This is a genomic window from Aureimonas sp. AU22 (assembly GCF_001463745.1).
GTDB lineage: Bacteria > Pseudomonadota > Alphaproteobacteria > Rhizobiales > Rhizobiaceae > Aureimonas.
In genome coordinates, this window is record NZ_BBWJ01000032.1 from 51,307 (window position 1) to 63,937 (window position 12,631).

At 68.0% G+C, this 12,631-nt stretch carries 12 protein-coding genes and 1 pseudogene; 5 read left to right on the forward strand and 8 right to left on the reverse strand.

What is annotated here, in order from left to right; genetic code table 11:
• Window positions 1-217: 217 nt before the first annotated feature.
• Window positions 218-1,708, forward strand: a complete 1,491-nt coding sequence (locus AUL34_RS10925) for an MDR family MFS transporter (RefSeq protein ID WP_061933746.1) — start codon at window positions 218-220, stop codon at window positions 1,706-1,708.
• 115 nt (window positions 1,709-1,823) lie between these two features.
• On the opposite strand, the gene AUL34_RS10930 is transcribed toward AUL34_RS10925, so the two are convergent.
• A complete protein-coding gene (locus AUL34_RS10930; protein WP_061933747.1) occupies window positions 1,824-2,723 on the reverse strand; it encodes a LysR family transcriptional regulator in 900 nt (299 codons plus the stop codon).
• Between the two features lie 92 nt (window positions 2,724-2,815).
• On the opposite strand from AUL34_RS10930, the gene AUL34_RS10935 reads away from it, so the two are divergent.
• Genes AUL34_RS10935 through AUL34_RS10945 form a run of 3 tightly spaced genes read left to right on the forward strand, consistent with a single transcriptional unit; the run spans window position 2,816 to window position 5,812 of the window.
• Window positions 2,816-4,105 carry a CitMHS family transporter gene (locus AUL34_RS10935; protein WP_061933748.1) on the forward strand — a complete coding sequence of 430 codons (1,290 nt, stop codon included), beginning with the start codon at window positions 2,816-2,818 and terminating at the stop codon, window positions 4,103-4,105.
• Window positions 4,105-5,499 carry an acyclic terpene utilization AtuA family protein gene (locus tag AUL34_RS10940; protein ID WP_061933749.1) on the forward strand — a complete coding sequence of 465 codons (1,395 nt, stop codon included), beginning with the start codon at window positions 4,105-4,107 and terminating at the stop codon, window positions 5,497-5,499. The genes AUL34_RS10935 and AUL34_RS10940 overlap by 1 nt, the downstream gene beginning before the upstream one ends.
• Window positions 5,492-5,812, forward strand: a complete 321-nt coding sequence (locus AUL34_RS10945) for a hypothetical protein (RefSeq protein ID WP_061933750.1) — start codon at window positions 5,492-5,494, stop codon at window positions 5,810-5,812. Before AUL34_RS10940 ends, AUL34_RS10945 begins: the two co-directional genes overlap by 8 nt.
• Here the strand turns inward: AUL34_RS10945 and AUL34_RS23090 are convergent.
• Entirely contained in the window at window positions 5,805-6,017 is a 213-nt protein-coding gene (locus AUL34_RS23090) for a hypothetical protein (protein ID WP_061933751.1), read from the reverse strand. The genes AUL34_RS10945 and AUL34_RS23090 overlap by 8 nt on opposite strands.
• Window positions 6,018-6,221: 204 nt before the next feature.
• Here AUL34_RS23090 and AUL34_RS22735 point away from each other — a divergent pair.
• Window positions 6,222-6,377, forward strand: a pseudogene (locus tag AUL34_RS22735) (IS5/IS1182 family transposase); the annotation flags it as partial.
• Window positions 6,378-6,404: 27 nt separating this feature from the next.
• On the opposite strand, the gene AUL34_RS10955 reads toward AUL34_RS22735, so the two are convergent.
• From AUL34_RS10955 to AUL34_RS10980, 6 genes are all read right to left on the reverse strand, one after another.
• Window positions 6,405-7,421 carry an ABC transporter permease gene (locus tag AUL34_RS10955; protein ID WP_082653307.1) on the reverse strand — a complete coding sequence of 339 codons (1,017 nt, stop codon included), beginning with the start codon at window positions 7,419-7,421 and terminating at the stop codon, window positions 6,405-6,407.
• 33 nt (window positions 7,422-7,454) lie between these two features.
• Window positions 7,455-8,981: a sugar ABC transporter ATP-binding protein gene (locus AUL34_RS10960; RefSeq protein WP_061933752.1), complete on the reverse strand. Its 1,527-nt coding sequence runs from the start codon at window positions 8,979-8,981 to the stop codon at window positions 7,455-7,457.
• A gap of 72 nt (window positions 8,982-9,053) precedes the next feature.
• Window positions 9,054-10,130, reverse strand: coding sequence for a sugar ABC transporter substrate-binding protein (locus AUL34_RS10965; RefSeq protein ID WP_061933753.1), 1,077 nt, complete (start codon window positions 10,128-10,130; stop codon window positions 9,054-9,056).
• A gap of 186 nt (window positions 10,131-10,316) precedes the next feature.
• Window positions 10,317-11,030 carry a ribose 5-phosphate isomerase A gene (gene rpiA, locus AUL34_RS10970; RefSeq protein ID WP_061933754.1) on the reverse strand — a complete coding sequence of 238 codons (714 nt, stop codon included), beginning with the start codon at window positions 11,028-11,030 and terminating at the stop codon, window positions 10,317-10,319.
• A 53-nt stretch (window positions 11,031-11,083) separates the two neighbouring features.
• On the reverse strand, window positions 11,084-11,923 hold the full coding sequence (locus AUL34_RS10975; protein WP_061933755.1) for a MurR/RpiR family transcriptional regulator: 840 nt from the start codon (window positions 11,921-11,923) through the stop codon (window positions 11,084-11,086).
• A 5-nt stretch (window positions 11,924-11,928) separates the two neighbouring features.
• Window positions 11,929-12,615: an HAD-IA family hydrolase gene (locus AUL34_RS10980; RefSeq protein ID WP_061933756.1), complete on the reverse strand. Its 687-nt coding sequence runs from the start codon at window positions 12,613-12,615 to the stop codon at window positions 11,929-11,931.
• Window positions 12,616-12,631 lie beyond the last annotated feature (16 nt).

Consider the following 12,631-nt stretch of genomic DNA (forward strand, 5'->3'; position numbering starts at 1 on the left):
AGTCGGTCGTGCTGTCAACCGGCATCACTGTCGTCGAGCGAGTGCGCTGCCTGGCCGTGGTTCACCTCGGCGGCTTGCTTGAGGGATTTCGTGATCGCGGCGGGGTGGCCAACTGCGGGTTCGAATCGTATGTCTCCCTTGCGATACCCAGCGAAGGTGTCACGCCGCCCGGCGGCCCGGCTTGTCGTCGCCCGTGAAGCGTTCGTCTCGATTTCCCATGTCCGTTCCGTCGACCACCATCGGCCTCGCCGGTGACGCGCCCGTCCGGCGCAACTTCCGCACCGTCGCCCTCATCGTCGCCAGCGCCATGTTCATGGAGCAGCTCGACGCCACGATCCTCGCCACCGCCCTACCGACGATGGCGCGGGACTTCGGCGTCAGCGCGCCGTCGATGAGTATCGCGCTGACCTCCTACCTGATCAGCCTCGCCGTCTTCATTCCGGTCAGCGGCGCGGTGGCCGATCGCTGGGGCTCGCGCACCGTGTTCAGAGCCGCCATCGGCGTCTTCGTCGTCGGCTCGATCCTCTGCGCGCTGGCGCCGTCGCTCGGGTTTCTGGTCGCCGCGCGCCTCCTGCAGGGCCTCGGAGGCGCGATGATGATGCCGGTCGGGCGCCTCGTGCTCCTGCGCTCGGTGGAGCGGCGCGATCTCGTCTCGGCCATGTCGTGGCTGCTCGTGCCCGCGCTCGTCGGCCCGATCCTCGGACCGCCGGTCGGCGGCTTCATCGTCACCTATGCGGACTGGCGCTGGATCTTCTACATCAACGTGCCCGTCGGCCTCCTCGGGATGGTGCTCGTCAGCCTCTTCATCGACGAGACGAAGGGCGAGCGCGTCGGCCCGTTCGACGGCGTCGGCATGATCCTATCGGGCGTTTCGCTGGGCTCGCTCCTCTTCGGTTTCGAGACCGCCAGCCGCGAGGGCGAGGGGATGCTGGCGCTGGCGCTCGTCGCGGTCGGCCTCCTGACCGGCGCGGTGTACCTCCGTCATGCCCGGCGCCATGCCGCGCCGATCCTCGATCCCGCCCTGATGCGCGTGCCGTCCTTCGGCACCTCGGTGATCGCGGGATCGCTGACCCGGATCACGCAAGGCGCGCAGCCGTTCCTCCTGCCCTTGATGATGCAGCTCGGATTCGGGCTTTCGGCGGCGACGAGCGGCCTCATCACGATCGCGACCGCGATCGGCTCGCTGATGATGAAGGCGCTGGCGCCGCGGCTGCTTCGCCGCTTCGGCTTCCGACAGGCGCTGGTGGTCAACGGCATCCTCGCGGCGCTTCTTTACGGCGTCTGCGCCTTCTTCCGCCCGGACTGGCCGCTGCCCGTGATCTTCGGGGTGCTCGCCTGCTGCGGCTTCTCGATGTCGTTCCAGTTCACCGCCTACAACACGGTGGCCTACGACCGGATCTCGCCGGCGCAGATGAGCTCGGCGACGAGCTTCTACACGACCTTCCAGCAGCTCATGCTGTCGCTCGGCATCTGCATCGCGGCGCTCTCGCTGCATGGCTCGATGAGCGTGCAGGGGCACGCGGTGCCGCAGCTTTCGGACTTCTCGCTCGCCTTCGGCGTCGTGGTGGCGATCTCGCTTCTGGCGACGGTCTGGAACCTCCAATTCTCCGCCGATGCCGGTCGAGAGATCAGCGGCCATGGCCGCGTCGCCGAAACGGTGAAGCGTCCGGCCGCCGAAGCGAGCGAGGCGCTCGAGCATAGCCGCTAGCGGGACAACACGGGATGGGGCTCGGCCGGAGCGCTGCCGACGCGAGCCGCATCCTCCTGCCTCGGGCATTTGCTTTGCCGCGAACCCTGCACCGCGCGAGGCGTCGGCTCGGCTTTCACAAGTCCAGCATTCGCAACCGTTGGCAAACCAGGGCGGCCGTCGGCGACAGGGTTCTTCCCCTTCGCCGCACGAGACAGATCGCACGATGCACCACGGGAGCGTTCAGCGGGCGGGCGGTGATCCCGCCGGTGTCGAACGCCTTCAAGGCGAGTTCCGGCAAGGCCGTCGCGCCGAGACCCGCCGAGACGAGAGCCCCGGCCGATGCGAGGTGCGAGACCTCGAAGGCCGGCTCAACCTCGCAGCCCGCGTCCAGGAAGCCATGGTCCGTCAGTTGGCGCACGGAGGTCACCCTCGTCATGGCGACGAAGGGATGCGCCGCGAGATCGGCCCAGGCGAGTTCCTGCCGCTGTGCCAAAACATGGGTTGCGGACAGGACGGCCACGAAGCGATCCGTGGTCAGGGGCTCGAAGACGAGATCGGGCAACCGTCGCGACGGCTCGACCGCGATGCCGAAATCGACCTCGCCCTGAGCGACCGCGCCGGTGACCCCATCCAGCAACGTGTCGATGATCGAGAGCCGGATTTCGGGGTCGTCGCGACGCAGCCGTGCAAACAGCGGCGGGAGGATCGCCGAGGCGATCGAGGGGAGGGCGGCGATGGCGACATGCCCGCCGATCGCCGACAGGGACTGCGTGATCTCGTCGAGCGACGTCGTGAGATCGTGGATCACGCGCCGCGCGATCGGCAGCAGCGCCTCGCCCTGCGGCGTCGGGACCACCGATCGGCTCGTCCGGTCGAAGAGCCTCGCCCCGATCCGCTGTTCGATGCGCGCCACCGCGCGGCTGACCGCCGGCTGCGACAGGGCGAAGTGCTGGGCGACCGATCGGAAGCTACCCGTCTCGGCGAGGACGAGGAACACCTGCAGCTCGAAGGGCGACAGATCGATGCGTTTCATGCATCGATGAATGAACCGAATTCAATTTACGCACAAGTTGCGCAGTGCCAACCTCCGGCCCGGCCTCGGGAGAAGGCCTTGGGAGGATGGAAATGCTGGCCTTGCTTGGCTTTGGCACGATCGCCGTATTTCTGGCGATCACCTTGAGCGGACGCTTGTCCGTTCTCGTCGGATTGGTGCTCGTGCCCCTCGTGGCGGGGCTTCTCGGCGGCTTCGGCGCCGACCTCGGCAAGATGATGATGGACGGCATCGTGCGGGTCGCGCCGACCGGCATCATGATCATGTTCGCGGTCCTGTATTTCGGCCTGATGATGGGCACCGGCATCTTCAAGCCGATGATCCTCGGCCTCGTCTCGCTGGTGCGCGGCGATCCGGTGCGCCTCTGCCTCGTATCGGCGGCGCTGCCGATGCTGGTTGCCCTGGACGGCGACGGCGCCACGACCTTCCTGATCTCGATCACGGCGCTCCTGCCCATCCACCGGCACATGCGGATGAACCCGCTGGTCCTGCCCGGCATCGTCGCGCTGGCGGCGGGCACGATGAACATCCTGCCCTGGGGCGGCCCGACCGCCCGCGCCATGAGCGTCCTCGGCACGAGTTCGCAGGAGATCTTCCAGCCCGTGATCCCCGCCATGCTGGTCGGACTCGCCTGGGTGTTTCTGGTGGCGGCCTATCTCGGGCTGAAGGAGCGCCGACGTCTCGGTGTGGCCGAGGGCTTCGACGCGGGCGCCCATGTCACCGAGACGGCGGAGGACGAATCGGCGCTGCGGCCGAACCTCTTCTGGTTCAACGTCGCTCTCACGCTGGTGCTTCTCGTCATGCTCTTCACGCATGTCCTGCCGCTCGCCGTGATCTTCATCATCGGCTTCGCGGTCGCGCTGCTCGTCAACTATCCGAGCTGGGAGGCGCAGCGGGAACGCCTCGTGGCCCATGCCGACAGCGTCGTCACGGTCACCACCATGATCTTCGCCGCCGGCATCTTCACCGGCATCCTTCAGGGCACCGGCATGATCGAGGCGATGGCAACCTCGCTCGTCGCCGTGGTGCCCGACGGCATGGCGCCGTACCTGCCGCAGGTCGTCGCCGTCGCGAGCATGCCGCTCAGCCTCGCCTTCACGCCGGACGCCTTCTACTTCGGGATGCTGCCGGTCTTCGCCCAGACCGCCGAGGCGCTCGGCCACGAAGGCGTGGAGGTCGGACGCGCCGCCATCCTCGGGCAGATGACGACCGGTTTCCCGCTCAGCCCGCTCACCGCCTCGACCTTCATCCTGATCGGCCTGTCGGGCGTCACCCTCGGCGCGCACCAGCGCTTCATCTTCAAATGGGCCTTCGCGACGACGCTGATCATGGCCGCCGTCGCCTGGATCACCGGAGCCATCTGATGACGACTGCAGATCCCCATTCTCTCGTGCGGATCGGATGCGCGTCGGGCTTTGCCGACGACCGGTCGGATGCCGGCGTCCCCGTCGTGCGCGAACTCGCACGCTACGAAGGGCCGCGCTTCCTGATCTACGAGACGCTCGCGGAGCGCACCCTGGCGCTCGCGCAGCTCCGGCGCCGGCAGGACCCGGAGGCCGGGGCGAGCGAGGCGATCGAGCGCTTCCTGCGCCCCGTGCTCGCCGAATGCCTGGCGTCGGGCATCCGCATCGTCGGCAATTTCGGGGCCGCCAACCCCCGAGCCGGTGCGCGCACCATCCGCCGTCTCGCCACCGAACTCGGCTACTCCGACATCCGGATCGCAGTTGTCGAGGGCGACGATATCTCCGGTGCCTTCTCGCACGAGGAACTGAAGACGCGCGAAATGGACGGCGACCTTCTCGCCAACGCCGCGGAGATCGTCTCGGCCAACGCCTATATCGGCGCCCAAGGGATCGCGCAGGGGCTCGATGCGGGGGCCGACGTGGTCGTCGCGGGCCGCGTCGCCGATCCCTCGCTGGCGCTCGGGCCCTTGATCCATGCCTTCGGCTGGCGCCTCGACGACTGGGACCGCCTTGCCGCCGGAACGCTCGCCGGCCACCTTCTGGAATGCGGTTCGCAGGTCACGGGTGGATACTTCGCCGATCCCGGTATGGCTGAGGTCCCAGACCTCGCCGAAGTCGGCTACCCCATCGCGGAGATCCTCGCCGACGGCACGATCACGCTGACCAAGCCGCCCGGGACGGGCGGCCGCGTCGACCGCGAGACCGTCACCGAGCAGCTTCTCTACGAGATTCACGATCCCGCGGCCTATCTCACCCCGGACGTCGTCCTCGACCTCACCGAGGTCGCGATCGAGGTGGTCGGCAAGGACCGTGTGAGGGTGGCCGGTGCGCGCGGTCGACCAAGACCCGAACGCCTGAAGGCGACGGTGTGCGTCGATGGCGGCCATCTCGCCGAAGGCGAGATCTCCTATGCCGGCGCGAACGCCGCGCGCCGGGCGGCCCTGGCGATCCAGGTCGTGCAGGAGCGGATGGCGCGGCGCTGCCCGGGTCTCGTCGTGCGCGCGGACGCGATCGGCATCGCCAGCCTGTTCCACCCTGCCGGTCCCGCGGCGCTAGGTCCGGCTCTGGCGGCCTCCCGCTGCGAGGACGTTCGCGTCCGCCTGTCGGCGGCCTCGTCCGACCGGGCGGGTCCGGAGGAACTCCTGCACGAGGTTCGCGCGCTTTACTGCGCCGGTCCCGGTGGCGGCGCGGGCATCCGCACGCGCCTCACCCACCGCGTCGCCAGTGCGTCGTGCCTGGTGGAGCGCGAGCGCGTAGAGCCCCGCATGTCGATCCTGGAGGCGCACCATGGTTGAAACGACGCTCCGGTCCCTGGCTCACGCCCGTTCGGGCGACAAGGGAAACCGCGCCAACATCGCGGTGATCTGCCGTGATCCCGCGGACTACGAGCGCCTGCGCCAGACGGTTACGGAAACCTTCGTCGCAGAGGTCTTCGCCGCGCGGCGGCCCACGAGGGTCGTGCGATACGAACTGCCGCGGCTGGCCGCTTTCAACTTCGTCCTCGACGGCGTTCTCGAAGGCGGTGTCAACGCGAGCCTTGGGCTCGACGGCCATGGCAAGTCCCTGTCGTTCCAGCTCCTGTCCGCGAAGTTGCCACCAGCTAACTGAATGTCTGGACCATGACGGTCTCGTCCGGCGTCCCCTGCCGGCAGACGCGGCCGGCGCGCATCGCGACGATGTGGTCGGAATGCCAGGAGGCGGCGTTGATGTCGTGGAGGACGACGCGATGGCGCGAATGCCCGACCAGCGCATGCGCGAGGCTCGCGACCGGTAGGCCGAAGGGGGCGAGCAGGCCGAGGGTAATCAACGGCATCCTGCGGCGGTTTCGGACCGGGTCGTCCTGGTGCGACGTTCGTTGCGATCGACCACGCTAGTAAGTCGGCTTGGATCCCGGCAGATGCGCTTCGACATGATCTGCGAGGCAACAGCATCGAGCACCGCCTCACCAAGCCGGACCATCCGTGGAGTTCGATGGATCAAGAAACGATCCAATCCACCAGATGCCAGGACTGAACGGTTCCGAGACGCTCTTGAAGCGAAGGGGATCGAACCCTGCATTTCAGGCCGAAAGGCCCGAAATGCACCGGTGCGCTACGACAGACGCCGCAACCGCCTCGAGATCATGTTCGGGCGACTGAAGGACTGGCGACGGATTGCGACCCGCCATGACCGGCGCCAGTTCGGCATCGGCGCCGGGGGATCAGCTGAAGTAGCGGACCCGGAGGGCGTCGATCGCGACCGCGATGAAGATCATGAAGCCACCGATCATGCCGACGTAGAAGGACGGCACGTTGACGATGGCAAGGCCCACCTGGATCACGGTGAGGAGCAGGACGCCGCCCAGCACCCCGACCACGTTGCCGCGTCCGCCGAAGACGGATACGCCGCCGATGATGGGCGCCGCGATGGCGTAGAGAAGGTAGCTCGACCCCTGGTTGGATGTGATCGCCATCTGCCAGGAGGCCAGCAGGAACCCCGCGACGCCCGCCAGGAAACCGGCGATCGTGTAGGTCGCGATCTTGATGCGGTCGACGCGGATGCCTGCCGAGTTGGACGCCACCGCGTTGCCGCCGACGGCATAGATGCTGCGGCCGAGGATCGTGCGGTTGAGGAGCACGGCCATGGCGATGAGCGCGACCACGAAGATTGCAGGCATCACCGGCCAGCCGCCGATCGTCGCCTGGCCGATCCAGATGTAGCCGTCCGACATATTGGTGATGGTTCGCCCCTGCGTCAGCGCCAGGAGCGAGCCTTCCAGAATGATCATCATCGCAAGCGTCTCGATCAGGGACACCATGCGCAGCTTGGTGATGCAGAGCCCGTTGAAGAAGCCGATGAGGGTCGCGACCCCGACGCCCGCCAGCATCGCCACGAACCACGGCAGTTCGAGGTTGGAATAGGCGAGCGCGCCGATGGCCGAGGAGAAGCCGAGATTGGCCGGCAGCGACAGGTCGATCTCGGCGACCAGAAGCGGCAGCGAGACGGCGAGCCCGATCATGCCGAGCACGGTCGCTTGGACCATGATGTTCTGCAGGTTGAACAGCGTGAAGAAGTAGGGGTTGAAGACGCCGAACAGGACGACGAGCGCGATTAGCCAGATCCAGACGACGTTGTGCAGGATCCAGCCCGTGACGGAGCGGCCGACGGGCTTGGGCGTCGCCGGCTGCGGCACCGTGGCGACGGGGGGCGAGGGAAGGGTGGCGGCGGCGGGCTTCATGGGCTTGTCCTGTGGCATGCGTGCTGACGCTTCTTAGGCTTCGGCGAGGCCGCGCAGCCTCTCGGTCGTGATGTCGGAGCCGGAAAGCTCACGCGTGATGCGCCCCTTCTCGAAGAGGCAGACCCGGTCGGCGATGCGCACCATCTCGTCGGTGTCGGTGGAGACGACGATCACCGACACGCCGTCCCTGGTGAGGGCGTCGATGATGCGCAGGACGTCCTGCTTGACGCCGACGTCGATGCCCCGCGTCGGCTCGTCGAGGATGAGAAGGCGCGGCTGGGTGGCGAGCACGCGGCCGAGGCAGACCTTCTGCTGGTTGCCGCCGCTCAGCGTGTCGACGGCGGCGTCGGGCCCTGCCGCCTTGATGCCCATGGCGGCGAAGTAGCGGGCGGAAAGGGCGGTCTCGGCGCCCTGCCGGAAGAAGCCGCCGCTGGAGACGCCGCGCAGCGACGACAAGGAGAGATTCGCGGCGATCGACATGCCGCCGACCGAGCCGTCGCGGCGCCGGTCGTCGGACAGGAAGGCGATGCCCCGGTCGAAGGCCTCGCGCGGGTCGCGCGGCAGCGGACGGGCGGCCTCGCCGCCAAAGGCGACCGTGCCGGACTTCGCGGGAAGAAGGCCGAAGATCGCACGCGCCAGTTCCTTGGCGCCCGCGCCGGGCAGGCCGGTGAAGCCGAGGATCTCGCCCGGCCGGATGTCGAGGGTGGGAACGTCGAGCGATCCGGCCCTGATGCCCTGCAGGCGAAGCGCGGGGGCGCCGTCCGGAAAGCCCCGGTGCTCGCGCTGGAAGAGGGTGAGGCCCCGACCGAGCACAAGCTCGGACAGCTTCTCGGAGGTCAGCGAGCGCACGTCGTCCGTGCCGCCGGCGAGCTGCCCGTCGCGCAGCACCGAGCAGGCGTCGCAGATTTCCAGGATCTCGTCGTTGTAGTGCGAGATGAAGACGAAGGTGACGCCGTCCGCCTTCAGGGTGCGCATGAAGTCGAACAGCTGCACCCGGTCGTCGACGTTGAGCGCGGCGGTGGGCTCGTCGAGGATGATGACCTTGCCGCCGCTGAACATGGCGCGCAGGATATTGAGCTTGCGGCGCGCCACGGCGTCGAGCTTGCCGGCGGGGGCGGCGGGATCGATGCCCGAGCCCGCCAGCATGCGTGCGGCCTCGGCCCGCAGGCGCTTCCACGCGACGAAGCCGAAGCGTCGGCGCGGCCAGATGCCCAGCATCAGGTTCTCGGCCGCGCTCATGTGGTCGACGATCATCGGCTCCTGGGTGACCAGGAAGACGCCGGCCTTCTCCATCGCCTTCACGTCGGCATGCTCGACGGGCGCGCCGTCGAGATAGATCGTGCCCGAGGTCGGCTGCCGCTGGCCCGAGATCAGGCCGACGAGTGTCGATTTGCCCGCCCCGTTCTCGCCGAGGAGCCCGTGGATCGTGCCGCGACGGATTTCGATGGAAACGCCCGCGAGCGCCAGGACGCCGCCGTAGCGCTTTTCCAGGCGGTCGGTGCGCAGCACGACGGAGCCGTCGGTCTGGGCCTCGGGCCGAGGATGAAGGGTGGTGGTCATGACGTCCTCCGCCGGAACCCAAACGGCGGCGCGAAGGCAGGAGGCTCCCGCGCCGCATTCCGAGATGAGGGATCAGGAGTAGGGGATGCCCCAGTCCTTCTCGGCGATCGTACCCCAGTGGCGCTTGTCGTTGGCGTTGGAGCCGTCGATCACGAAGGGCGGGATGATGAGCGTCGGGCCGGTGGCGCCGTCGACGATCTCGCCCTTCTCCCAGAAGTACTTCGTGTTCTCGTAGGTGCCGAGCGGCACGGCCTGGCCAGGAATGGCGTGCTTGTGGAGCATCTCCACCGCGATCTCGCCGTAGGCGATCGGGTCCTGCGAGACGCAGGCGTCCATGTAGCCTTCCTGGATCCACTTCAGCGCGACCGGCTCGCCGTCGATGTTGACGAAGATCACGTGGCCGTCCTCGCCGACCTTCTTCCAGCGGTTGCGCTGCTGGAGGGCGGTGACGATGCCGCGCGAGGGCGAGTCGCTCGGCGCATGGACCGCGTCGAGATCGGGGAACTCGGACAGGGTGGAAAGCGTGACCGCGAGCATCTGGTCCAGCGCGCCCTCGGTCGGGCGGGCGAGATACTTGATGTCCGGGTACTTGGCGAACTCCTCGTCCATGCCCTCCTTGCGCTGACGCCAGGCGACGCTCTGCAGCGCGCCGAAGCAGTTCAGCACCGTGCCCTTGGGGCTGCCGTGCTTTTCGGTCAGGCGCTTGACGATCTCCTGCGCCGCCATGACGCCGCCGAGCTTGTTGTCGAACGACACGGTGATGGCGACGTCGCCGCCGTCGGCCGGGGTGTCGATGATGGCGACCGGGATCTTGCGCCCGTTGTAGCGGCGGATGGCGCTGACGATGGCCTGGCTGTCGATCGGATCGGAGACGATGGCGCTCGGCTGGCTGAGCATGAGGCTCTGCCACTGCTCGAGCTGCCGGGTGTTGTCGAAGCTCGCGTTCGTCGCCTGAAAGCGCCACTTCTGCGCCTCGACCGCGCGCTTCACCGCCTCTTCCTGGATGACGAAGAAGTAGTAGTCGAGGCTCTTGTTGCTGTAGGGCACGAAGCCCGCTTCCTGCGCGAAGGCGGCACGACCGCCGACGAGGGCGGTGGCGCCCAGCGCGGCGCCGGCCTGCAAGAGATGGCGACGATTGATCTGTGGCATGGGGCTGCTTCTCCTCCCAGAGCGGTTGATGTAGTAATACTAGACGTCGGAACGAGCCGTCAAGAAGGCCCGTGGTCGGGGCCCGAAATGCTGCAGGGGCTGGAACGGTGAGAGGCGAATGCCGGCCGGCATCGGTCGTTCGCGGCCGGCTTCTCGTCCCGCAGCGTGGAAGAAAATCTTGCTTTACTAGATTTTGCGCATCTGCACGTCGGACGTGCCGTCGAACTTGCCGACGACCATGCCTGCCGACTCGCGCGTGAAGAGGCCGTTTTCCACCACGCCGGGAATACGGTTGAGGGCGATCTCCAGCGGGGCGGGTTCGGCGATCACCGGTCCGCAGCGGCAGTCGAGGATGAAGTTGCCGCTGTCGGTGACGACGGGCTGGCCGTCGCGCATGCGCCGCTCGATCGCAGCGCCCTCGATCCCATGTTCGACAAGGGCTGCCTCCACCATGCGCTGCGTCTGCTTCCAGGCGAACTGCACGACCTCGACAGGCAAGGGGAAGGTTCCCAGCCGGTCGACGATCTTGGTCTCGTCGCAGATGGTGATCATCCGCTTGGAGGCGTGGGCGATGATCTTCTCCCAGAGAAGGCAGGCGCCGCCGCCCTTGATCATGTTGAACTGGCGGTCGATCTCGTCGGGCCCGTCGACCGTGAGGTCGAGTTCGCCGATCTCGTTGGGATCGGTGAGTTCGATACCGGATTCGCGTGCGACCTGGTTGGTGGCGCGCGAGGTCGTGGTGCAGGTGAGGCGCAGGCCGTTCGCCACGTGCTTTCCGAGCTCGCGCACGAAGAAGTGCGACGTCGTGCCCGAGCCGAGGCCGAGCTTCATGCCGTCGGTGACGAACTCCTCGATCACGCGGCGCCCGGCCACGCGCTTCGCCTCGTCCTGTGCGCTCATAGGATTCTCCATGCTGGCCCGCGGGCCTTTGGGTTGGACGGCCGATCCGGCCTTCAGATCTTCTCGGTCTGCCAGCTGTCGAGCGCCGGCAGCTGGTCGGGGAACTCGCTGCCGCCGATCATCGCGATCGAGGTGACGAGCATGTTGACGACGAGGTGGTGGTTGAGCCGCGAGGCGAGCGGGGTCAGCAGCTCGGTCCGGTCGTAGGGCACAACGGCCACAAGTGCGTCGGTCACCGCCGAGAGCGGGCTGTCGGCGGCCGTCACCGAGACGACGGCGGCCCCGCCCGCGCGTACCGCGGTGGCGATGTCCACCATCTGCTTGGTGTGGCCGGACTGCGAGAAGATCAGCGCGACCTCGCCCGGCCGCGAGGTCTCGGCGTGGAGCCACTGCTTCTTGCGTCCGATCAGCGCCTCGCAGCGGATGCCGAGGCGCTGGAACTTGTGCTCGGCGTCGAGCGCGGTGATCTCGGAAATGCCCGAGGCGTAGATGCCGATCCACGTCGCCGCCTGGAGGCGCTTGGCCGCTTCCTCCAACTGCGGCGGCTCGAGATCCTCGAGCGCGCGCCCGATGGCGTTCAGCGAGTTGCGCGCCGTCTTGCGCACGATGTTGGCGATGGAGTCGCCCGGGATGATCTGCTCGTAGGCGAAGGGGGCGGAGGGCACGAGGCTCTGGGCCAGGAAAAGCTTGAAGTCGCCGTAGCCCTCGAAGCCGAAGCGGCGGCAGAAGCGCATGATCGTGGGATCGCTGACGCCGGACCTCTGCGACAGCGTCGCCATGCTCATGTGGATCACGGCGCCCGGATCGGTCGCGACGATGTCGGCGACGCGCCGCTCCGCCGCGCCCATCATCTCGCGTTCCGACAGGATGCGCTGGAGAAGGCTCGTCGTCATCGGCGTCAGGCGGTCCGGCGGGTGGCGGCGGGCTTGAGCGCCATGAGGTCGGCGAGCCGCTCCAGACGAAAGGCGTCGTCGACCTGCAGGAGCGAGCCGCCGCCCCAGGGCACGGCATGGAAGGGAATGCCGGCGCCCCTTGCGGTCGCCTGGTCCACCGCCGTATCGCCGACATAGGCGACGCGCGCGGGCGCGGCGTCCATGCGCTCGCACACCGCCAGGAGATGCGCCGGATCGGGCTTGCAGGCGGGTGCGGCGTCGGCCCCGACCACGGCCTCGAACAGCGGCGCGATGCCGAGAAGGTCCAGCACCTTCAGCGTCAGGGCATGCGGCTTGTTGGTGCACAGGCCCAGCCGGAATCCAGCATCGCGCAAGAGCCGCAGGTCTTCCTCGACATGGGCGTAGAAGCGGGTGTGGCGCGCCGGGCTTCGCTCGTAGTTGGCGATGTAGGTCGGTACGGCCTCGTCCACCAATGCATCGTCGTGCGGCAGGCCGACGGCCTTCAGGAGGTCGAGGAGCAGCCGCCGCGGGCCGTTGCCGATGAAGCCCTCGACGAAGGCCGGATCCTGCTCCGGCCAGCCCTTCGAGGCGAGGTATTCGTTGACGGCCGCCGCGATGTCGTGGGCGCTGTCGATCAGCGTGCCGTCGAGATCGAAGATCAGGACGTCGGCGGTGGCGGAAGGGGAGGGCATCGGCAAGGGACTCCTA